Here is a 23,005-nt window from a genome sequence, read left to right on the forward strand (position 1 = left end):
ATTGCCCGAAAGCGGCCAGTGACTTTAAAGCTGTTTAGGAGTAACTAAGTCGCGAGTTTGGTCATTCCTCCTGCCGCTCCGGCGGGCCGGTCGGAATGACAAAAACGTTTTCTTAATCGACCTATTCTAGGTAGAAAATGAAAATCCTAAACAGCTTCTTTATCAATTACGGAATAAATATGAACAGGTTGAGCGTACTTTCAGTGCTGGTGTTGCTGTCGTTTTTCGGGCTGACCGCAAGGGGGCAACAAACAGAACAATGGGGCGATCAGGGAAATGGAACCTACCGCAACCCGGTCATCCCCAGCGATTTTAGTGATCTGGATGCCATTCGCGTCGGCAACGACTACTACGCCATTTCATCCACCATGCAGTATTCACCCGGCATGGCAGTGCTGCATTCTAAAGATCTGGTCAACTGGGAGTTGCTGAGTCACGTTGCCGACGACCTCACGCGGATAAGTCCCGACCTCAACTGGGACAAAATGAACAGCTACGGAAAAGGGATCTGGGCGGGGTCGATCCGGTACTACAACAATAAGTTCTGGGTGTATTTTGGTACGCCCGACGATGGCTTCTTCATGAGCAGTGCTACCAATCCGGCTGGTCCCTGGGAGCCCCTTCATCAGCTCTGGAAAGTGCAGGGCTGGGACGATTGCTGTTCCTTCCGCGACGACGACGGGCAATTGTATTTCATCGCTACCCAGTTTGGGCTTGATCCGAAAAACGGGAAGAAGTACAACATCCACCTGTTTAAGATGACCCCGGATGGCAAGCGCCTGATTATGGAGTCGGACCAAATCATTCACCAGTCGCAGGGAAGCGAGGCAAACAAGCTCTACAAAATCAACGGCCTGTATTACCACTACTTCAGCGAGGTCAACAAGGAAGGGCGGGTGATGATGATGGAGCGGTCAAAAAGCCTGGACGGCCCCTGGGAAATCCGGCAGCTCAACCACGTCAACGCGGCAACCGATAAAGAGCCTAATCAGGGGGGGCTGATGCAGCTGCCAGACGGCGCGTGGTGGTTCTTTACCCATCATGGCACCGGCGATTGGGAAGGGCGGGCGGCCAGTTTACTGCCCGTAACCTGGGCAGATGGCTGGCCCATCGTCGGGGCGGTGGGCCCCGACGGCATCGGGAACATGGTCTGGTCGGCCAAAAAGCCGATTACCGGTAAAGGTACCCCCTTGCGTATGCAGACCGACGATGCGTTTACCAGCACCAAGTTACTGCCCCAATGGGAATGGAACTACCAACCCCGGTCCGACAAATGGTCGCTGACCGACCGGCGGGGCTTTCTCCGACTACACGCCTTTCGCCCGATCGATCCGCAGAATCCGAAAAAAGTACTGCTCCGGGTTGGCAACACCATCACCCAGCGCAGCATGCGGACGGCATCGAACGTAGCCACCGTCAAGATTGACCTGAGCGGTATGGCCGACGGGCAACATGCCGGCCTGACACATCTGTCGACGGCCAGCTACAGCGCACTGGGTATAAAACAACAGGCTGGCAAACGGTACCTGGTATACACCGTCAACGATACCGATTCGACGGGTCCAGCGATTGCTGGGAAAACGATCTGGCTGCAATCATCCTGGGGTTTCGATGGCGTAAATCAATATTTCTACAGCACGGACGGCAAAAACTTTACGCCGATCGGAACGAAAACGCAACTCGTCTGGGGCAGTTACCGGGGCGATCGGCTGGGCATTTTTAACTACAACCTGACTACCGACGCCGGTTTGATCGATGTTGACGCGTTCACGTATCGCTATGCTAGCGAAGTGAGTAAAAAATAGTGTTGGGTAATTCTTCGGGAGAAGCACACGCGTGATTCACCTGGCTATTATTTTTCAACCAGATCGAAATCCGTAACCAAGCCGTCAGTTGTCAGATAGACCAGTATGTATGTGTCGGGCTGATTGGACGTCAATTGGTAAGTCACTATCTCGCTTACGGTGCTTTGATGACGTTGAATGCCCCGGCCTGTAACGTTTTCCGAATGAATGAACGTCAATGATTTCAATGTTTCCGGCTCGCGCATTCCTTCGGCAAAATCGCGTTTGGCTCCCGAAGTGAGGCCCGGTGCCTCTTCCAATAGTTTACCACCTTTTAGCATAGCCTGCAAAGCCGTCATGATTTTAGGAATACGAGACGAATCTGGATCGGTATCAGGTTTATACGCATCGGCAAGCGGCCCAATACGGGGCACTGTTCGCTCATAACCCTGATCTTTGTCTTCAAGCCTGAAGCCAGTTACATTGCCAGTGGTGTCGGCAATGAATCTCACCGAAACATTACGATCAGTCGATGTAAACGTATGCGTAGCGACGGGTACAAACTCTTCGTCGACAAAACCATCTTCTAACGTAAATAGTCGGTGATTATCAGCCTTGAAAGTGACGATTCGATTGTTGAACAATTCATAGCGACCTTCGAAAGCTGTTAGCGCTCTGTCATCCACAGCTACCGCAGTTGGTCTAGTCAATACGGGAAACCCATCCCAGTGGTAATAGTTAGCGATAAAGCCAACAATCCTGTCCATCATGTGCGAGTTATCATTCGCATTAATCATGATCACCACGCCTTGTCCCTTATTCACACTAGCGGTCAGTAACGCATCAAAACCCTCGTCGCGCCCATTGTGCCCGAAGCGTAGCGTAGCACTGTCACCCTGTAAAAAAACACCAAGTCCATCCCTGTTCTTCTGATCTGTCAACATTTGGCGGACCATGGACCGGGACAATACACCGCCTGATTTTCCAGCATAAGCATTCTGAATACCGATCGCGAATCGAGCCAGATCAGATGGCGTAGTCCATAACCCTGCGGCCGCCATCTCTGGATAAACGTGCCAGCGCCCTTCCACCAAACGTCGATTGTTGTAATGACCGGTTGCCGTCGATGCTGCCAGCTGTGTTGGCAAAGGTTGTTGGTAGGTACTGTTTTTCATGCCAAGTGGCAAAAGCACATTGGTTTGCATAAATTCCGGGAAAGCAACGCCAGTCACATCCACCATCAGTTGTTGCATGACGGTATAACCGCCACCTGAATATTGCCAACGAGAGCCTGGAATAAAGTCAACGCGAACCGGTGGTGTGTTTGCGGGGGCTGTCCCGTCCAGAATCTGAACAACAGAAGGGATCTGAGCGCCCACAGCATATCCTGGGAATCCGTGCACCGTAAGACCGGCAGTATGACTGAGTATGCCGCGCAGTGTGACCTTTTTGTCAGTAGTAAATGCGTTGTCAGGAACTTTCCAGCTTTTAAGTTTCAGGTTGATATTCTCATCCAGAGAAAGTTTGTTTTGTTCAACAAGATACAGAGCGCCCATTGCCGCAACCGATTTACTAACCGAACCCGCCTGAAACAAGGTGTTCGTGTTGATGGCCACCTTTCCAGCTTTATCAATAAATCCATAGGACTGAGCTTTCAAAATTTTCCCGTCCTGAATGATAGCAAGGGACAAACCGGGGATACCTCGCTTTTTTAGTTGGCTCCGAATAAAATTATCCAGATCATCCGCGTGGCTGTGAACGACAACCAATAGAAAGAAAAGAATCAGGAAGAGTCGTTGGTTTTTCATAGATGGTTTGGTCAGAATGGTCATTTATCTCAACTATTAAACTGAGAATAATTACGTTGATTAGTCATTAGCAGGAACTAGCAGGTGGGGTAATACATCCTATTTCTGGCTGTTTCGCTCGTACGATTCAAATCTAGCGGATGACTTTGCTGCAAGGGTTAATCGAGTGTAAAAAAGTGTTAACCAAGTGTAAAACCTCAAATTTATCGCTTGCCAAGGCCTATTTTTGGTCTATGAGACACGCGATGATTGCTGTACTGCTCTTACTCGCCATGGGCCTGCCTGGCTATAGTAATGGAGGGAACATGGTAGTCACTATGCGAAAAATTGGCCATGAACTATTACTGGCTTCAGGCGATTCCACCTCCTGGGTATCCCCTATCGAAGAGGTCGATGAGCGCACGTTTCTGATTCGGTTTCAACGTCCCTTTGCCTTTACACCCGCTTCCCTACTGTCGATTATTCATCGGCAGTTGCAGCAAAACCCGGGAGCCCTGGACTATTTGGTAGAAGTCAGGCAAGAACAGCGGGATAGTGTAATTTACAGCTATGAAGTCCATCAGCCGTTGAATCGAAGAACGATTGCCTGTTTGACCAGAACGCCCACCCAAAGGGCCTATATAATCAAAATCCAGTTTGACCAACCGCCGGTTCAGGCGGCTTCAACCGGTAGTGTTGTGTGGTTGGCCTGGCTTCTTCTCCCCATTCTCCTGATCGGGATCAGTTGGCGCTCAGCCAACCGGAAAACGCTCCCTTCTGTCCGTGTCGAATCGGTAGCCCCCCTTAATCTGGTTCACTTAGGCTCCCTCACGTTTTGCTTAGACAAGCTGATTCTGCGGTCGGGCGATGACCGCATTGAACTATCGAGCAAAGAGTCTAAGTTGCTGAAGGTATTCGCGACTTCGCCCAATGTCGTGATTGATCGAAACCAACTGATGGAACAGGTTTGGGGGGAGGAGGGCGTGATTGTAAGTCGCAGCTTGGACGTGTTTGTTTCTCGATTACGAAAGAAGCTACAGCCTGCCCCCACCGTACGCATTGTCAATAGTCATGGGCGAGGCTATAAGCTGGAAATCGACTCGCCCAAAGGGGGCTCGCAGACGGGCTTATTGTAGGTTGGCCACTAAGACGATAGGTATAGTTACCTTAGGAAATTGGCTAAATCGATAGAGTTAGAAGATATCACAGAATCGTGCAAAAGACTTTCTTCTTACAGCAACGATACCGATTCGACGGGTCCAGCGATTGCTGGGAAAACGATCTGGCTGCAATCGTCCTGGGGTTTCGATGGCGTAAATCAATATTTCTACAGCACGGACGGCAAAAACTTTACGCCGATCGGAACGAAAACGCAACTCGTCTGGGGCAGTTACCGGGGCGATCGGCTGGGCATTTTTAACTACAACCTGACTACCGACGCCGGTTTGATCGATGTTGACGCGTTCACGTATCGCTACGCTAGCGAAGCGAGTAAAAAATAAACCTTGTTTGATCGACCGCAGGAGTTTTAGTGCATTACTCGATTTTCGTACGATCAAACGGGTCAATGGCCTTTCTATCAGTTACGAGGGGGAGGTACCAGTGTTGCGTTTGAATCCTGGCTTTGATCTGGTAACGTTTTACGAGAAATAAGCATGACGCTAATCGCATAAAAACGCTCCCTCGTGAGACGAGGAAGCGTTTTTATTGCTTTGAAAAACAAAAGTCAGCTAACCTAGACACTGACCGGATAGAACGTTTTCAGCGTTTAGTCTTGTCAATGACGTTCACGAGCGTGTAGCGAACGCTGGAACCATCCATCGGCGGATTTTCAACCCGTTCCCGGTTGACCGTTAGGGTGTATTCGAAGCCTTCTTCGTAGGTAAACCCGTCGATGCCGGCGTACTGCAACGTCCAGGTAGGGGCGTCGCCTATTTTGACCCACAGACACTTCTGTGGACCGACACCCGTACAATCTTTATACTGGTCAGCTACGCGCATCGTAATCGTTTCGGGCTTTAAATCGGTATGATGACAAGCCAAGAATAGCGAAAGGAAGCAAACGGAAGATAAACGAATAAGGTGCTTCATCGACGTTTCGCGGGGTTTATGGTGAGTCAATTTTTCTGATAAGACCCTTTCCCGGCTGATTACGTTGTACCCAGTGCAAGTCAAACTCGTTTTAACGAGTTTGACTTGCACTCCGAAAGATAAACGTACGTAGTCACGACCGTTTCCTGAGTTGCAGTCTCAAGTTCCGCTTCTTACGCAGATGCTCTTTTTCAAGATGGCTTTATGCTGGTATTGCGGTTCAACCGGTGAAAGCGAATTAGCAATACGAGGACAGCGAATAGCGAAGCAACGATCCAAAACCAACTCGTAATATCAACCCTAAAGTTGGTGTGTCTGTAGACAGTTTGTTGCTGGAAATATAGAGTAATGACGATTAAACTGTTATTAATTAGATGAGCTATGACAGCTACCCATAGATTGCCCGACCAGTAGTATAGATAGCCAAATAACGCCCCTAAGATGAGTCTAGGGAAAAAACCATAAAACTGAACGTGCGCGATACTGAACAGAACAGCCGCCAGCCAGATACTCAGATGAACATTCGTCGTCCACTCCATTAACTTATGTTGTACAACCCCTCGGAAAAAGATTTCTTCTCCTATTGCGGCCACAAAGCCAATCACACCCACCGCAATTAGCAACTGATGAACGGAGTTGAAAGTCACTAATTGGGCCGTAAGCAGACTACTTTCCTGCTCCTTGCGATGCATCCATTCACCGACAGGCCCCAATAAGGCAGGCAAGGGTAGGTGTTGATTCCAGTCGATGATTAGTTCATTGATGGGCAGAATAGCAACTACACTCAACAAGCCGATCCACAGCCCTGAAACAGCTCCTATCGGCCTATTCTGGAAATCAGGCCAGCGACGCGTTTCGAAGTGATACCAATAAATCAATGCTGGTACTAAATAGCTGGATAGATGGCTGACGGCTTGTACGCCGATAATTATGTACCATCCGTTGGGTAACTGAGCAACTTGTCGGATGAATTGGGGCATCGAATCAATCCGGCTAATGTCACCAGCCCAATAGGCTATTAGCAGGGCCAAGGCTGACCCTAGTGACATGCCGAGCAAGGTACATCCTAAGAAGAATAAAGTAGCTCTCAATTTGATCATATTTACCTCGGTATAGTTAGTTCTCCGGGCAAAGTACGACACTTGGGAGCAAGTACGGCACCATTTATCTCCCTGTACGCTTCCGAATCGGATAAGAATAAGCAGAAGACTTTTCTGTAGGATGAGTCACTGGCGAAGTGATCGATTATAAACGACAATCGGTCTGTATTACTGGTTCAGATCATATGTATTCTCAGTGAAACATTACTGAAGTAGGTAGAGAACCTGCCCCGGCTGCTTGGTTGATCATGACTGTTTCATTCCCGGATCTACTCGTTCTGCTGGGGTCACTTCAAGGAAGTATTCTGGCGGTTCTCCTGTGGCGAAATCGGCAGGGTAATCCGCTCGCCAACCGGTTATTGGCCACCCTAATGGCCCTACTGGCTGCGGCCTGCTTCTCAATTGGCGTCCCCCTAACTCCGTGGACCAGCCTGCTACTCGATGTGGTACCCCTGATTATTGTCATGCCCGTCGGTCCCATCATTTATTTCTATACCCAGACGCTACTTGACAATAGCTTCCAACTGGGCCGTCGGCAGCAGCTACACTTTCTAGCTGCCCTGCTCGACATCGGCAAGCAAGGCATTGTCTGGCTATACCTGATCGCCTTATGGCTGGGGCTGACTAGCTACGCAGACCGGGGCTGGTGGGCCGACCTCAAACATCACTACGATACGCTGGTTGACATACCGGGCTGGCTGTCGCTGACCGTTTACCTGGGACTGGCCCTGCGCGCGGTGAACCGGCACGAGCAGGCTAATCCATCGCCCTCAACTCAGGCTACTGGTCAACTCCGCTGGTTGCACGCGCTCCTAAGGGTCTGGTGCAGTTTTCAAGTCCTGTGGCTCCTTTTTCTGATTCCCTATCAGTTACCGGCCTTCCGCGATACACTACTCGACAAGGTGGGTTACTATCCGCTTTACGTTCCCCTGGTGGGGCTTATCTACTGGATTGGGCTGCGGGGCTATCTACACGCCCTACGCACGGTCGAACCCCAGGCGCGTAAAGCTACCACCGTTACCTGGCCTGCCCAACTGATCGAAACGACCCTACAGCAACTTCAGCAAGCGATGCAGCAGGATGAACTCTACCTGGATGCCGACCTGAGTGTCGAACGGGTCGGTAAGCATCTGGGGGTAGCTCCTAAACTTATTTCGGCCACCCTGAACCAGCACCTGGGTAAAAGCTTCAATACATTTATCAACGAATATCGGGTAGCCGCCGTTCAAGCTAAACTGCTCGACCCGTCATCCCAAAATTCGACTATTCTGGGCGTGGCCTTCGCCTGTGGCTTCAACTCGCAGGCGACCTTCCAGCGGTCCTTTCGGGGGGTGACGGGCCTGACCCCAAAACAGTACCTGCAAAACGAGCAATTGGTAAAGAAATAAGGCTCAAATCCGGATTTGCGTAGCTATTGGAGATAGTCGTGGCGGTATTGCGGTCCTAAAGCAATACCGCATGAAAACGATTTGTTCGCTACTCTTTACGCTCCTGGTACCCCTGTTTTCGCTCTCCGCTCAGTCACCCAATGCGGGCTCGATACCCCAACGATTGGATGACTACCTAACGGCGGCTCAGCGAGCAGACCGTTTTAACGGCGTTGCCCTGGTACTGCATAAAGGGAAAGTCTTACTGCATAAAGCGTATGGAGTCCGCAATGCGGCCATTAAAGCGCCCAACGATACCGCCACTCGCTTTCCCCTCTTGTCGATTACCAAATCCTTCACGGCTGCGTTGATTCTGAAGCTACAGGAGCAGGGTAAGGTATCGGTCAACGACAAAGTAAGTCAGTATCTGCCGGGCTTTGCCAGGGGGGATTCGATCACCATTCACCAGTTACTGACCCACAGCTCGGGCTTGTTCAACTACACAGACTTGATCGATGAAGCGGACTCCGCGCTGGTCTGCCATCCCGTGCCCAAGCAGCGCATCATCGACGTCATCCAGAGTAAGCCCTTGTCGTTTCGTCCGGGTACGCAATTCAGCTATTGCAACTCGGGGTACTTTCTGTTAGGGCTGGTCATTGAGAAGGCCACGGGCAAGCCCTACGAACAGGCCATGCACGAGTTGATCCTGCAACCGCTGGGCATGCGTCATTCCGGATTCGATTTTATCAATCTGCCGACAAATAGTCGGGCGCAGGGTTATGATACATTGACGGCGCGTTATTATTCACCCTACCCCCACCCGGACTCGACCGTTTTATACGCTGCGGGCGGGCTTTACAGCACGACAGGTGACATGCTACGGTGGGCCAAAACCGTCGCTAACCGGCAACTGCTATCAGCTCGTTCCTGGCAGTTGGCCTTCACGCCCCACCGCAATGGCTACGGTTATGGCTGGTACACGGGTCAGTTTGGGGGTAAGCCTTACCTGCGTCACAGTGGCGGCTATCCCGGCTTTATGGCGGAATTTGTCTACTACCCAGCGGAAGACCTCACAATCGTGTTGGTCAATAATTTCGGCAATTACGCGGATTCCGTCTTTCCCGTTGTGCAAAGCTTATCGGTGGTTGTCTTTGGGATGCCCGATGAATTATGGCTACCCAGGCAGGAGGTACAACTGACGTCAGAGCTGTTGCGGCAGTACGTCGGCCGCTACGTAGCGGATCAACCAGGTGGTTACGGAATGGATATCGTTCTCCGGGATGGCCAACTGTATTCGCTGGGCCATCACAAGGATCAACTACCGGAGCTGGCCCTGTTTGCCGGTAGCACGGACCACTTTTTTCCGCAGAAATACAATAGCCGACTGACGTTCGAGCGCGATTCGTCTGGCCGGGTAATGCGCTGCATTATCGAGGAGAATGGCCAACGTTTTGCCTGGAAAAAAGTCGACTGATAGCAGTCAGTAACTGCTGTTGTCGATCGGTTCTCAAACGTCGGCCTGCGTGTTCATCTCAAACAAAGCGTCCCAAAGTGAGACAAGTTGACTCTACCAGTCCGTAAACAAGCACGTTTGGCTGAGCCGCGAATGACCGTAAGTCGTTTGTGGGTCTGAGCCAAATCGCGAATTGTTCGTCAGGTACGTCCGAAACAGGGAGCCGTTTAGTTGTAAAGAATCACGGCCGTTTGGCGTGATAGTGAAACCAGTCGATGTCGACAAAGCCCCTGTCGGCGGTGTCGTTTACGGTATACAGGCCAAGCTTGGCACCCAGGTAATTGCCGAAATTGGTAAGCTGATAGACTGGCCCCAGGTTCTCGAAGTGCTGGCCATCGGTGCTGTACGAAAACTGCGCTTCGCCGGCCTTGTTCCAGCTTGCCCGAAACCAAACGTACCGCGTCCGTGCGTCGATCGTTTCGCTGGCGGTCGACGTAGCCGGCTGGTCACAAATAAACCGAAACCCTGTGTCTGATCGCCTGACGTGAATGCGGCCGGTTGTCTTGCCAAACAAGGCTAGCCCTGCTGCCTGTCCGGTTACCATCTGCGCGATAGCCATCTTCACGGTAGCGACGTTTTTGTCGGTCCGTAGCGGGCGTTGCGTCAGTACGTTGGTCGTCTTCGTAATCTGGTCGGGCTGTAACGGCTTGCAGGCGTATAGGCGCAGAAAGCCGGGGTTTTCGGTCAACGACCATTTGTCGGTTCGGGGCTGAAAATACCATTCCCACTGGGGCGACAGTGTCGCTGACGTAAAGTCATCACTGGTCAGCAAGGTGTCGATTGGGCCGGTTTGACGAGGCTTTTCGGCTGACCAGACCATGTTCCCGATGCCGTCGGTGCCCGGTTTTCCCCACAGGGGCCAGCCATCCTGCCAGACCACGGGTAGTAAACTGGCCTCGCGGCCACACCAGTAAGCGTTTCCGTGGTGCGTAACAAAATACCAGCTTCCCCCGGTTGTTTGCACCAGCCCGCCCTGGTTGGGTTCGCCCTCGGCTTTGTGAATCAGTTGGCGACGTTCCGTGTACGGCCCCTGAATTGTGCGGGCGCGGGCCATGAAGGGAATGCGGCCTTCGGGCGTTACTTCACTGTAAAAATGGTAGTAGTAGCCGTTGATCTTATACAGCTTACTGGCTTCGCTGCCCTTGCCCTGATACAGCACCGTTCCCGTGTCGAGCAGGGCTTTGCCGTCGCGGCTCATCCTGAACAAACGAATTTTGTAGGTGTCGGCAAAATGGGTCATTACCAGATAAGCCTCACCATTGTCGTCCCAGAACGGACAGGGATCGTCCCAGCCGGCTTCCTTTTTGACAGGTGTCAGTGCCGACCACGGGCCTTCGGGGCGGGTGGCCGTTGTGACAAACAGGCCGTAGTCAGGATCGGTGAAGTAAACGTAAAACCGATTGTTATGATGGCGGATCGAGCCCGCCCAGACACCCCGGCTGTTGCCTTCCATCCGGTCGTAGTTATAGCGCGGATGAATCTGCGTCAGGTCATTGACGGCGTGGCCGATCGGCTTCCAGTTGACCAGGTCGTTGGAGGTCATAATCAGCATGCCTGGCGACAACTCTTTCGTGGCCGATATGTAGTAGTACGTCGTGCCTACCCGGATGACGTCCGTATTCTGGAAATCACCGGGTAAAATGGGATTGTGGTACCTGTCGGCGGTAGCCTGGCCGGGCCGTTTTTCTGGCTCCTGCGCGTGGGACGACGTAAATGGTACGATCAGACTACCGCTCCACAGTACCAGTAAACGGATGATTCGTAACGACATGGGAACAGTTTGCCGGTTGGCGTATAGATGCTTTTGTTTTTGGCCTGGCAGGCTACGTACCTACCGACAACGCCTTAGCGAAAACCCCGTACGACACGACAGGCCTTCCGCTAAGGCGTTCCGATTTTACAGACTCAATCCACTACGTGATTTTCAGACAGTGAGCATAGTCGCTGGGCTTACGATTGGGGAGCGTTACTTCCAGAGCGTCGCCCGTGGGCGTGAACGACAGACTTTCCGAATGACCGAGCAGCTGCACCTTGTTGACGCTGTGCTTCAGGGCCGTGTTGCCGGAGCGGAGCGATTTGATGCGCACTTTCCCGTCCGTTGGCCACCCCATCACAATGGCATAGAGCGCGTTCCCTTTCGTGGTGAAGCGGATGTCTTCGGCTCCGAACGGTTTGCCTTTCCCCTCGTTGAACCCCTGCGCGCTCAGCGGAGCGGCCGATTCGATGGCCGGTCCTTCGCCGAACACACTCCAGGGGCGGGTACCCAGGATACTTTCCTTGTTTACCGCCATCCAACTGGCAATGCCCTCCACAATGGCGGTTTCCTTCTCGTCGATGGAGCCATCGCCACGGACCGGTACGCTCAGCAGCAGGTTGCCGTTTTTACTCACCACATCGGCCAGCGTGTGGATGACGGTTTTTGGGGTTTTATACTCGTTGTTTTCGTAAATATGCCGGTTGTAGTGCCAGCTGCCGATGCAGGTATCGGTTTGCCAGACGAAGGGTTCGATCTGGTTCGACTGGCCGCGCTCGATGTCCCACACCATGCACTTTTGCTGCTCGGGCGTAAGCACTTTGCCGTTCAGCACCGCTTCCAGTTTCCCCCCGTGCCGCTTCATGCTGCTGTTGTACAGATGGGCTGCGATCCGCAGACCGGCATCGCTGATGGGCCAGAGCGGCAAGGCCGTATCGTCGAAATACACCAGATCGGGGTTGTATTTGTTGATTAGATCGACCGTGCGGTTGTAGAATTTCTCGCAGTACTCTTTAGATGGTACGCTGACGCCGTTGCCCCAGTTCCACTGCTTATGGATGTTGCCGGTGTTCTCGCTGCCTTCGCTCAGGGCGTGATTCTGGGCGTACAGCTCCTGCGGGTCGTAGCCTTCCCACCAGGTGCCTTTGCCATAGGCTTTGGTGAGCTTTCCGTCGTACGGGACACCGGCGTTGGGCCCCTTCTTATCGGCACGCTGCGCCGTTTCGTACCAGCTCCAGGCGTGAGCCGCGTGGATACTGACGCCGAAGTGCATCCCGTGTTTCTTGGCCGCCTTGGCCCAGCCACCGATCAGGTCTTTCTTCGGACCCAGCCTGGTCGAATTCCAGGACTGGTACTTGCTGTCGTAGTTGTCGAAGTTGTCGTGGTGGTTCGCCATTGCGACGAAGTATTCTGCCCCCGCCTTCTGGTAGAGCGCCAGCAGTTGGTCCGGGTTCCATTTATCGGCTTTCCATTCGTTGATGACGTCCTTAAAGCCAAATTTGGATTGCGGGCCGTATTTCTTCAGGTGAAAATTATATTTCCAGCTACCCTCGTCGTACATCTCGCGGGCGTACCAGTCGCCGGCTTCGGGTTGGCACTGCGCACCCCAGTGCGCCCAGATGCCGAATTTGGCATCGCGGTACCAGTTGGGTACCTGATACTGCGCCAGCGATTCCCAGGTTGGTTTGAATTTACCGGTTGCCATAGGTTCACCAGCTACCAGCGGGGCATTTGGGAACGCCAGCCCTTCCACTTTGGATAGATACCAGGCGGGCACGGCGCTGGCCAGCCCTTTCAGCAGATGTCTTCTTGTTAGCATACGTATGTTGGTTAGTGGTTTATAGGCTGCGTAAATCCTCGCTCTCCAAAAGGTTGTTTAGATAGTAATTTTGAGATATTTAAATCGTCTTTTTTGTCATCCTGACGCAGGAAGGATCTTCGGAAAAGGCAATAATGACAGCCTATCAGCGAAGATCCCTCCTGCGTCGGGATGACAGAAATTAGCATCCTTCAAGGGAGGGGCAAACTGTCAAGCGTCGCTTAGGGAACACTAACCATCGCTTTGATAACGCCCGTAGCGGGATCGAGCCAGCTTTCGAAGGCATCGGCCACCTGTTCGAACGAAACCCGGTGCGTAATGTACGTAAGCGGATTTATCTGACCCGTCGCCAGCGCCGTCATAACGTGGTCGAAGTCCGCCCGCGTCGCGTTGCGGCTGCTCATCAGCGTGGCTTCGCGCTTGTGAAACTCAGGGTGACTAACGCAAATCTCCCCTTTTTGAAGCCCGACCAGTACGTAGCGGCCACCGTGGGCCAGATACGAAAAACCCTGTTCGATGGCTTTCAAACTCCCCGTCGCGTCGATGACGACCGTAGGCATGTCGCCGTTGGTGATGGCCCGAATCTGCTCGATCGGATTTTCGCTCCGGGCATCGACAACGTGCGGAACCTGCAATTGCTGCTGGCAAAAGGCCAGCCGACTGGTGTTGACATCCAGCGTCGTAACGATACCACCGGCAATGCGGGCAAACTCCATGACACCCAGACCAATGGGCCCTGCGCCCACCACCAGTACGTGCTCGCTGGATTGAACGCCCGCCCGACGTACCCCATGTGCCCCAATCGCCAACGGCTCAACCAGCGCCAGTTCGTCGAAACTCAGACCGTTGCCGGGCAGGAGCGAAGACACCGGTACGGACAGGTATTCGCGCATACCCCCGTCGACGTGGACGCCACATACCTGCATCTGCTGGCAGCAGTTGGGTTTACCCGATCGGCAGGCGATGCAGTGGCCACAGTGAAAATACGGCATGATGGTTACCGCGTCGCCCGGCGTGAAGGTGGTCGGACCGTCGATCGCGACGACTTCGCCGGCCAGTTCGTGACCCAGGATGCGGGGATACGAAAAGTAGGGCTGCGTGCCCTCGTAGGCGTGCAGGTCGGTTCCGCAGATGCCGATGCGTCTGATGCGGACAATGGCTTCGTTTGGTCGACGGTCGGGCATCGCTTCGACACCGTAGGTAAGCTGCCCTGGGGCAGTACAGCATAATGTGTTCATCGATTTAGTCCGCATTGGCCAGCGCCCGGTCGAGGTGAACGTACCCACCATCAACGTAGACCAGCTGACCGGTGGTGTGGCTGGAACGGTTCGACAGCAGAAACGCCGTCGTGTTGGCAATTTCTTCGGCGGTGGTCATTCGATTTTCCAGCGGAATGTGCGCGGTGATGGACGCCAGTTTATCCGCCGGATTCGGCAATGACTGAATCCAGCGTTCGTACAGCGGGGTCCAGCATTCGGCCACCACGACGGCGTTGACCCGAATGCCGTATTTCAGCAGTTCGACGGCCCATTCGCGGGTCAAGGCGTTGCGTCCGCCGTTGGCCGCTGCATAGGCCGAGGTGTTACCCTGACCCGTATCGGCTGTTTTCGAGGTGATATTCACAATCGCGCCTTTCGAGGCTTTGAGTGCAGGCAGGGCGTAGTGCGCCATCAGGTAATAATGCACCACGTTTTTATGAAGCGATGCCATAAATCGATCGTAGTCACCTGATTCCAGGCCGACACCATCGTTAACCCCGGCGTTATTTACCAGCCCGTCGATCCGCCCGAATTTATCGAGAACGGCGTTGACCGCTTTCTCCGAATCCTCCGGCCGGGTTAGTTCCGCAACGACCTGAAACGCCTGCTTGCCAGCCGCCTTCAGCGCGTCGACCACCTGCTGATTGTCGGCTTCGCTCCGGCCAACGATAACCGGGATCGCCCCTTCGGCCGCCAACACGTTGACAATGCCTTCGCCGATTCCTTTGGCACCACCCGTCACGAGAATGACTTTATTTTCGAGCTGTAAATCCATATGTTTTTTTGCGAATTGTCTGAGAGAAAAAAGCCCTGCCGGAGACCCACAGGGCTTTCTGGACTACCAACCTTAATGAGAAGCCGTTAATGTCACGCGCTTCACCGCGAAATTTTTCACGGCGAAGTAAAGAATGGGTAAGAAGCAGATAGCGGGTACGAGGTAAGCGTTCTGCATGCTGCTGAGGTCGGAAACGCGCCCCATGATTACCGGGAAGACGGCCCCGCCCACGATGGCCATGATGACGAACGACGAGCCTACCTTGGTGTTCGGCCCCAAATCCCGAATGCTCAGGGCGAAAATGGTCGGGAACATGATCGACATGAAAAACTCAACGCCGATCAGGGCATAGACCGGAATCATACCCCGGCTGAGTACGGCAACGATCAGCAGTACAACGTTGAATACACTGTACAGGGCCAGCAGGCGGGGGGGAGCTATGAAACGCATCAGGAACGTACCCAGAAAGCGGCCGATCATAAAGCCCAGCAGCGCTCCCGACAACAGATAAGCCGCCGTTTTTTCGCCGATGCCCGCTACCTGATTGACGAATCGGATAAAGAAACTGCTGACACAGACCTGGGCACCCACGTAGAAAAACTGCGCCGTAACGCCCAGCCACAAATTGGTCTGGCGCAGCAGCGAACCGCCACTTGCCTGCGCCGGCGCATCATCTTCCTGAATAGTCGGCAGGCGGGTCGCGATAATGAGAATGGCGACCACCAGCACAACTATGCCGATGATGAGAAAAGGCAACTGAACCGACGAAGCCTCGGCCTGTAAATACGTGTCCAGTTGCTCGGGCGACATCGCCTGCTGCTCACTGGCGGATAACGTACGTCCGGACAAAATAAACGTACCACCCAGCAGGGGAGCCAGGAAAGCGGCCAGTCCGTTGAACGATTGCGCAAAATTGAGTCGCTGCGTGGCCGACTCAGCCGGTCCCAGCACCAGCATGTACGGGTTAGCCGATGTTTCCAGTAACGTAAGCCCGCTGGCAATCACGAACAGTGCCACCAGAAACAAACTATACTGCCGCTGCTCGGCTGCGGGATAGAACAGAAACGTACCCAACGCGAACAACAGCAGCCCCAGTGTGATACCTGCCTTATAGCTGTACCGCCGAACAAACAGCCCCGCTGGCAACGCAACCACGAAATACGCGATGTAGGACGCCGAGTCGATCAGCGCCGATTGGGCGTCCGATAACTGGCAGGCTTTTTTGAGGTGAGGAATCAGGATCGGATTCAGGTTGAGCGCAAAACCCCACAGGAAAAAGAGGACCGTGATAATGACAATGGCAAAGCGGTTCTGAGCTGGGTTCATGGAAACAGGCAACGGGTTTTTAACTCCACAAAGGACATATATTTCTTATTGATGATTAATTAGGAACTTATCAATATTGTAAGCTATTTTAACTGAAAAAGAGACATTTACCGTACATTGTCATCAACATAATTGGTATGAAACCGCAGCTGTTACAGGTAGCCACGGCACCGAACCGGTCCTTTAGCGTTCGGCAGGAGCTGATTCCGAACATCAACAACCGCTGGCATTGCCACAAAGAAGTTGAGCTGATTTACTTCCACCGGGGGAGTGGTACGCAGTTTGTCGGGGATAGTATTCGTCGATTTAAAGCCGGAGATGTGGTGCTGGTCGGCGCTAATCTGCCCCACTACTGGTATTATGATCGCGACGAAACCGAGCCGGGTGAGCCAAAGGCCTGTCGGTTGCCGTACTCCACCGTTATTCACTTTACGGAAGATTTCTGGGGGCATCAGTTTCTGGCCCTGCCTGAGAACAAATCGATCAAGACCACCCTGGACCGGGCGCGTCGGGGCTTGTCTCTGTCGGGATCAATCGGGCAGCGCGTCGCTGATCTGATGCAGAAACTCTACCAGGCCGAAGATCCTTACCGCATTATTGGGCTGATGGAATGTATGCTGACGGCCAGCGAAACGGACGATAGCAGTTACCTGGCGTCGCTGGGTTTTCAGTACGAAGCGTCGGAAGCCGAAGACGAGCGGCTCAACACGATCTATACCTATACGCTTGTTCATTTCGGCGAGAAGATCGGTCTGTCAGAAATAGCCTCGCTGGTGGGATTGGTACCAAATTCGTTTTGTCGGTATTTCAAATCACGCACGGGAAAGTCGTATTCGCAGTTTCTGCTGGAGATTCGGGTCGGGCACGCCTGTAAGCTCCTGATCGAGGGCAGGATGAATATCAAGCAGATCTGTTACGAGAGTGGATTCAACAACTTCACGTGTTTTTACAAAAAGTTTAAACTTGTAACTGGACGAAGCCCCCTGCTGTACCAGCGATTCCATCAGGAAAAGCGCTGAGCCAACAGGGAAGGGCAGCAAATCGGCAAGACAATTTAACCGTTCGTTGTCTGGGGTGACGCCGGGCTTTGTAGTAGCTGTTTCGGCGGAGAAGGTTTCCGTGTCGAAGAATGCCGGATTCCCGGTACGTTGCCGGCGGTATGATGTAGACGCGCGAGATCATATCGGTGAGTTCGACCGGGTCATCACCCGCTGTCTGATGGCCTGATGCGAACCTGACGAAGGTCAAACGGTGGGCTGACGCTGGTCAGCGGGAGCGGGAGCGGTACCGGTCAATTTTGTGCTCGCTTATCGGACTAGTTTCCGACGAACCGCTTCTGTTCTGTCAGAAACCAGCCTGCCTTACCAGAGCGCGCTACCGAATCGTCCCGCTTATGATTATCCTGGTTTTCTTTCTGGTACACTGGTACCTCTCGGTGCTGATGCAGACCGTTTTTCTTCATCGCTATGCGGCCCATCAGATGTTCACGATGCGTAAGGGCTGGGAGAAAGTCTTTTACGTCGTTACGTTCATCGCGCAGGGATCGTCGTTTCTCAGTCCCCGCGCGTACGGGATCATGCACCGCCTGCATCATGCTCATGCCGACACACAGGACGATCCGCATTCACCGGAGTTTTCCAAAAACCTGTTCGATATGATGTGGAAGACCCGGCTGTATTACAACGACATCCTCAATGATCGGGACACGATTTCGGCGCGGTTCAAGAAAGGCGTACCCAACTGGCCTTGGATGGAGCGGTTTGGCGACCGGTGGCTGGTGCGGGTTGCCTGGATGGCGATTTACGTGCTGGTCTATGTGCAGTTTGCCGCATCGCCCTGGCTTTTTCTGCTGCTGCCGATTCATTTTCTGATGGGACCGGTTCACGGCGCTATCATCAACTGGTACGCGCACCGCTATGGCTACACCAACTTCACCGTCGACGATACCGCGAAGAACCTGCTGCCGTTCGACTTTCTGATGATGGGTGAATCGTACCACAACAACCACCACAAATTTGGTGGCCGGCCGAACTTCGGCGGCTTCCGCTGGCACGAATTCGACCCGGCCTACCCGCTGCTAAAGCTGCTCAACAGCCTGCGCATCATCCAGCTCCGCCGGGGTCGCGACGAAGCGTATATGTGAGGGTGTACGTTATGAAAGCCCTTTGGTTGTCATATCGAAGAATGAGAGGATGAGTTTATATTACGGATGTTAACGGGCACGGCTAGATTATTGCTGAACAAGCGCTGGTATTCGAACAGTTTTGCCGTATGAACACAGGCGTTTATATTCCCATTATTTCCGATTACGGTTTTAAAGCCACATTTGGCAATGAGTCTGATAGTTTATTCCTCCGCACCGCTTTACAGGCACTGATCAAATCGGACACGCCCATTCGTGAAGTATACTTTGACAAGAATGCGTTTGACGCACTGACTATTGACAGTCGCAGCGGCATTTTTGACCTGTCCTGCACCGACGAAAACGGCACGCAGTTTATCGTAGAAATGCAGTTGGGCTTAGCCCCGCATTTTGTGCAACGGATGAAATTCTACGCCCTTCATAAATTTAACACAGTCGTTGAACGGGGTGAGTTTGATTACGCAAATCTGCCCAAATTGTATATGATTGCCTTTTTGCACAAAAAAATCTTACCAACCGCGTATTTTCACACGGTAGCCAATCTGCGTAGCGAAACGGGCGAAATTATTGATACTCAAATGACCTTTATTACCGTAGAATTGGCTAAGTTTAACAAACAGGTAGCCCAGGTAGAGACTGATCTAGAAAAACTGGTATATACTATGAAGACACTGCATACGACCGAACCGACTCAGTATCCAGCTTTCTGGGATGAGGAGTGGCTGAAGCGGGCTATTAATGAGTTAGACACCCGGAAGATGACGCCAGAGGAACGAGCGTATTTCGCGCGTGTGACAGCGGCCAACGCCGAAGCGGTCAAGGCTGAAAAGCAAAAAATACGAGAGGCAGTAGAGCAGAAGGAAGTTGATACGATTAAAAATCTTCTGAGTCTAAATATGTTAACGGTTAGCCAGATAGCTAACACTGTTGGCGTAAGTGAAGACTTTGTTCATACAATCTCCCAAGAAAAGTAGAACCTATTGTCTCAGATACCGACGGCCCGACCGTCTCTGACTCATACTTAGCATCAGTGTGTGCGTCGTTGGGCGAGTAAAGGCGTCGTTTGTCGAATAAACGACGGTTGGGGAGTGGTATAACGCCGTTGGGCCGATAGGGCTGTTAAGTACCATCGCTGACCTGTAGTTTTGTTCATCCGTTTTTAAATCGACGCGGATGGTATGACTCGTTTCAGGCTTCCAAAACCCCACCGGCGCGTTTGGTATCAGAGTATATTCTGGCTGGGTTACTTCCTGCTTGCGTGGCTCAGTTCAAGCACGTACGTCGAAGACTACAAGAGCAGCCTGTGGTGCGTGCTGCTCAGCTTCCCGCTGCTGATGATGGCCGGCTACTGGCACCTGCTCATTACCGTCAGGCGCTATCTGCTTGTGGGGCGCATGACCGGATTCTGGCTGAATCTGCTGGGCGGGCTCATCGTCTTCGGCCTGCTGGGACGGTGCATCAACTACCTGTTCTTTTACCCGAACTACTACCCGGAAGGACTACAGAAACCACTGCTGTACTGGCCTAAAATCCTGACGGAGTCGCTGGAAATTCACCTGGTGGCGGGCCTGTTTATTGCCATCGAACTGGCCCGGCATGCGCTGCAACAGCAGCAGTTGAGCGATACATACCGCCGGGAAAAACTGGCCGCTGAGTACCGGCTGCTGCAATCGCAGGTGCAGCCCCATTTCCTCTTTAACACGCTGAACAACCTGACGTCGGTGTCGCTGCGGCAACCGGCGCAGATGCCGCGTCTGCTGCAACGGCTGGCGGGTCTGCTCAGCTACCAGCTGCACGAAAGTCACCGCCCCGTGGTGCCGCTCGCCAAAGAAATCAGCTACCTGTCGGACTATATCGCACTGGAACAACTCCGCTACGGCGACCGGCTCGACGTGCAGACGAACTTCGACGAGCTGACGGCGCTTGACAACCTGATGATTCCGCCCTTGCTGCTGCTGCCGTTCGTGGAAAACGCGTTCAAGCACGGCGCGGCCCGGACCGAAACCGACTGCTGGATTCAGCTGCACGTATCGCGTTGCGTTGACCGGCTGGTGTTTTCGGTCGAGAACTCGGTACCCGACACGGAGCCGTATCCCGAAGCGTCGGGGCTGGGGCTGACCAACCTCAGAAAGCGGCTGGACATTCTGTTTCCCGGTCAGTACGAGCTGGTGACACTACCCGAAGACAGTCTGTTTCTGGCCGTCCTTAAATTCAACGTGAACTGATGCCGATTCGCTGCTTTGTACTGGATGATGAGCCACTGGCCACCGACCTGCTCAGCGACTACATCGGTCGCCTGCCCGATCTGCATCTGGTGGGCGTGTCGAACAGCCCGACGCAGGCGCTGCTGACGCTACAGCAACTATCGGCAACGGGCGTGCCGGTCGACGTGCTGTTTCTGGACATCCACATGCCCCGCCTGACGGGTTTCGATCTGCTTCGGCCGCTGGGTTACCGACCGAAAGTGATTTTCACGACGGCCTATCGTGAATACGCCCTCGATAGCTACGAGTTCGATGTGGTCGATTTTCTGGTAAAGCCCATTTCGTTCGAGCGGTTCCTGCAATCGATCGGCAAGATCTACCGCTTTCTGCCAACTGCCGTTGCGCAGGCCGAGCTTCCGCCACCCAGCCAGAAAGCGCGGGAATACCAGTATTTCAAGGTCGACAAGGAAATGGTCAAGCTCGATCTGGCCGATATTCTCTGGATCGAGAGCCTGAAAGATTACGTCCGTATTCACACCAAAAACGCCGAACTGGTGTCCTATCTGCGGATCAGCTATCTGGAAGAAAAGCTACCGCCGGATCGGTTCGTCCGCATTCATAAATCGTTCATCGTCGCCCTGGAGCATGTTCAGGCGATCAGTGCTACCTACATCCGTATCAACAACGAAGAGCTGCCCATTGGCCGCATGTACAAGGCCCGGCTGGACGACGTGCTGACCCGCAGTGGTCCCGATTCCTGACGACGGGTGGGCCTGCCCAGTCCTGCGTTATGTACACTTGTCAGGAACTTTGTCGGCCCGATTCGCCTGTTTATCCTGAGACTCAATAAAAATTATCAAGTACTACGAATACAACCTGTTACAGACGATCTGATGCAATTCTTACCTAAACCCCTCTTACTCATCTGTCTAGTTACCCTACTGGGGCAGGTCGGGTGCCGTTCATCGTCGGGCGATACGACCCCGCCGGTCGAAGTGCCGACCTTACCCGTAGCAACCGTCAAAACCGCGTCGGTAACGACCTATCAGGAATTTGCCGCCACACTGGAAGGTAAAACCAACGTCGACATTCGGCCACAGGTCGAAGGCTACCTGGAAAAAATTTACGTCGACGAAGGGGCCGCCGTCCGCAAAGGGCAGCCGCTGTTTCGCATCGATACTCGTACGTACCAGCAGCAGGCGGGCAGCGCCAAAGCGAGCCTGCTGGCGGCACAGGCCAATCTGGACAAAGCCGCGCTGGAAGTGAGCCGGCTGACCCCGCTGGTCGAAAACAACGTGGTGTCGGACGTGCAGCTCAAGGCGGCTCAGTCGGCCTACGCGGCTGCGAAAGCCAATGTCGAACAGGCCCGGTCGATGGTGGGAAATGCCAGTGTCAACCTGAACCGGACGCTGATAACGGCCCCGGCCAGTGGCTTCATCGGTCGGTTGCCGTACAAAGTCGGCAGTCTGGTGGGGCGGGCCGAGGTGATGCCGCTGACGACGGTGTCGGACGTGCATGACATCTACGCGTACTTCTCCATGGGTGAAACCGATTTCCTGCATTTCACCCGGCAGGCGTCCGGGAGTAGCCTGGCCGACAAGATCCGCAAGCTGCCCCCCGTGCAACTGCTGCTGTCCGACGGCAGTACCTACGGTCGGTCGGGTCGCATCGAAATAGTGTCGGGGCAGTTCGACAAGACGATGGGGGCGATCAGTTTCCGGGCCGTCTTCCCGAACCCGCAGGGACTGTTGCGGTCGGGGATCAGCGGGCGTGTCCGCATCCCGGAGCCACATCCATCGGCGATTGTCGTGCCGCAGGAAGCGACCTTCGAACGGCAGGACCGGGTCTTTGTCTACGCCCTCGCCGACAGCAATAAAGTGGTGAGCCGGGCCTTGCAGGTAGCCGGTAAAAGCGGGACGGATTACCTGGTCACGAAGGGCGTACAGCCCGGCGAACGAATCGTGTTGCAGGGAATCGACCGCCTGCGCGACGGCGACGCCATCAAGCCCCGCCTGACAACCGATAGCCTGTCGGCGATGAATGCACCGACCCGCTAAACCGTCGGGCTTTTCACCCGTCCGGCG

General features: G+C 53.5%; 19 protein-coding genes. 11 read left to right on the forward strand and 8 right to left on the reverse strand.

Annotated elements, in window-relative coordinates:
* Positions 1-188: 188 nt before the first annotated feature.
* Positions 189-1,805, forward strand: a complete 1,617-nt coding sequence (locus CLV58_RS00395; RefSeq protein ID WP_211300798.1) for a glycoside hydrolase family 43 protein — start codon at positions 189-191, stop codon at positions 1,803-1,805.
* Positions 1,806-1,852: 47 nt separating this feature from the next.
* Here the strand turns inward: CLV58_RS00395 and CLV58_RS00400 are convergent, their stop codons facing one another.
* The gene (locus CLV58_RS00400) at positions 1,853-3,592 is read right to left on the reverse strand and encodes a serine hydrolase domain-containing protein (protein ID WP_170108613.1); all 1,740 of its coding nucleotides are present in this window, start codon (positions 3,590-3,592) and stop codon (positions 1,853-1,855) included.
* A 140-nt stretch (positions 3,593-3,732) separates the two neighbouring features.
* On the opposite strand from CLV58_RS00400, the gene CLV58_RS00405 reads away from it, so the two are divergent.
* Both CLV58_RS00405 and CLV58_RS29090 read left to right on the forward strand, forming a co-directional pair.
* On the forward strand, positions 3,733-4,707 hold the full coding sequence (locus CLV58_RS00405; protein ID WP_106135788.1) for a winged helix-turn-helix domain-containing protein: 975 nt from the start codon (positions 3,733-3,735) through the stop codon (positions 4,705-4,707).
* Positions 4,708-4,746: 39 nt separating this feature from the next.
* Positions 4,747-5,073 carry a beta-xylosidase family glycoside hydrolase gene (locus CLV58_RS29090; protein WP_106135789.1) on the forward strand — a complete coding sequence of 109 codons (327 nt, stop codon included), beginning with the start codon at positions 4,747-4,749 and terminating at the stop codon, positions 5,071-5,073.
* Positions 5,074-5,332: 259 nt separating this feature from the next.
* Here the strand turns inward: CLV58_RS29090 and CLV58_RS00415 are convergent, their stop codons facing one another.
* Together CLV58_RS00415 and CLV58_RS00420 are read right to left on the reverse strand one after the other, a co-directional pair.
* Positions 5,333-5,572 (reverse strand): DUF4377 domain-containing protein, encoded by a 240-nt coding sequence (locus tag CLV58_RS00415; protein WP_170108614.1) that lies wholly within the window; start codon positions 5,570-5,572, stop codon positions 5,333-5,335.
* 281 nt (positions 5,573-5,853) lie between these two features.
* Positions 5,854-6,642, reverse strand: coding sequence for a CPBP family intramembrane glutamic endopeptidase (locus CLV58_RS00420; RefSeq protein ID WP_170108615.1), 789 nt, complete (start codon positions 6,640-6,642; stop codon positions 5,854-5,856).
* A gap of 368 nt (positions 6,643-7,010) precedes the next feature.
* Here CLV58_RS00420 and CLV58_RS00425 point away from each other — a divergent pair, with 368 nt between their 5' ends.
* Together CLV58_RS00425 and CLV58_RS00430 are read left to right on the forward strand one after the other, a co-directional pair.
* Complete coding sequence (locus tag CLV58_RS00425) at positions 7,011-8,150, forward strand: helix-turn-helix domain-containing protein (RefSeq protein ID WP_146141325.1); 1,140 nt, start codon at positions 7,011-7,013, stop codon at positions 8,148-8,150.
* Between the two features lie 70 nt (positions 8,151-8,220).
* Positions 8,221-9,603, forward strand: coding sequence for a serine hydrolase (locus CLV58_RS00430; RefSeq protein WP_106135793.1), 1,383 nt, complete (start codon positions 8,221-8,223; stop codon positions 9,601-9,603).
* A gap of 220 nt (positions 9,604-9,823) precedes the next feature.
* Here CLV58_RS00430 and CLV58_RS00435 read toward each other — a convergent pair whose 3' ends face one another.
* The 5 genes from CLV58_RS00435 to fucP all read right to left on the reverse strand — a co-directional run bounded on the left by CLV58_RS00435 (position 9,824) and on the right by fucP (position 16,574).
* On the reverse strand, positions 9,824-11,413 hold the full coding sequence (locus CLV58_RS00435; protein ID WP_106135794.1) for a glycoside hydrolase family 43 protein: 1,590 nt from the start codon (positions 11,411-11,413) through the stop codon (positions 9,824-9,826).
* Between the two features lie 142 nt (positions 11,414-11,555).
* Positions 11,556-13,214: an alpha-L-fucosidase gene (locus CLV58_RS00440; RefSeq protein WP_106135795.1), complete on the reverse strand. Its 1,659-nt coding sequence runs from the start codon at positions 13,212-13,214 to the stop codon at positions 11,556-11,558.
* A 221-nt stretch (positions 13,215-13,435) separates the two neighbouring features.
* Positions 13,436-14,452, reverse strand: a complete 1,017-nt coding sequence (locus CLV58_RS00445; RefSeq protein ID WP_106136107.1) for a zinc-binding alcohol dehydrogenase family protein — start codon at positions 14,450-14,452, stop codon at positions 13,436-13,438.
* A gap of 4 nt (positions 14,453-14,456) precedes the next feature.
* Positions 14,457-15,248 (reverse strand): L-fucose dehydrogenase, encoded by a 792-nt coding sequence (locus tag CLV58_RS00450; RefSeq protein WP_106135796.1) that lies wholly within the window; start codon positions 15,246-15,248, stop codon positions 14,457-14,459.
* A gap of 72 nt (positions 15,249-15,320) precedes the next feature.
* Positions 15,321-16,574 (reverse strand): L-fucose:H+ symporter permease, encoded by a 1,254-nt coding sequence (gene fucP, locus CLV58_RS00455; protein ID WP_106135797.1) that lies wholly within the window; start codon positions 16,572-16,574, stop codon positions 15,321-15,323.
* Positions 16,575-16,711: 137 nt separating this feature from the next.
* On the opposite strand from fucP, the gene CLV58_RS00460 reads away from it, so the two are divergent.
* From CLV58_RS00460 to CLV58_RS00485, 6 genes are all read left to right on the forward strand, one after another.
* Positions 16,712-17,593 carry an AraC family transcriptional regulator gene (locus CLV58_RS00460; RefSeq protein WP_106135798.1) on the forward strand — a complete coding sequence of 294 codons (882 nt, stop codon included), beginning with the start codon at positions 16,712-16,714 and terminating at the stop codon, positions 17,591-17,593.
* Between the two features lie 374 nt (positions 17,594-17,967).
* Positions 17,968-18,717: an acyl-CoA desaturase gene (locus CLV58_RS00465; RefSeq protein WP_106135799.1), complete on the forward strand. Its 750-nt coding sequence runs from the start codon at positions 17,968-17,970 to the stop codon at positions 18,715-18,717.
* Positions 18,718-18,845: 128 nt separating this feature from the next.
* A complete protein-coding gene (locus CLV58_RS00470; RefSeq protein WP_106135800.1) occupies positions 18,846-19,691 on the forward strand; it encodes an Rpn family recombination-promoting nuclease/putative transposase in 846 nt (281 codons plus the stop codon).
* Positions 19,692-19,895: 204 nt separating this feature from the next.
* Positions 19,896-20,942 carry a sensor histidine kinase gene (locus CLV58_RS00475; RefSeq protein WP_106135801.1) on the forward strand — a complete coding sequence of 349 codons (1,047 nt, stop codon included), beginning with the start codon at positions 19,896-19,898 and terminating at the stop codon, positions 20,940-20,942.
* A complete protein-coding gene (locus CLV58_RS00480; RefSeq protein ID WP_106135802.1) occupies positions 20,942-21,682 on the forward strand; it encodes a LytR/AlgR family response regulator transcription factor in 741 nt (246 codons plus the stop codon). The genes CLV58_RS00475 and CLV58_RS00480 overlap by 1 nt, the downstream gene beginning before the upstream one ends.
* Positions 21,683-21,814: 132 nt before the next feature.
* Complete coding sequence (locus CLV58_RS00485; RefSeq protein ID WP_106135803.1) at positions 21,815-22,978, forward strand: efflux RND transporter periplasmic adaptor subunit; 1,164 nt, start codon at positions 21,815-21,817, stop codon at positions 22,976-22,978.
* Positions 22,979-23,005 lie beyond the last annotated feature (27 nt).

Source organism: Spirosoma oryzae (assembly GCF_003002825.1).
Taxonomy (GTDB): Bacteria; Bacteroidota; Bacteroidia; order Cytophagales; family Spirosomataceae; genus Spirosoma; species Spirosoma oryzae.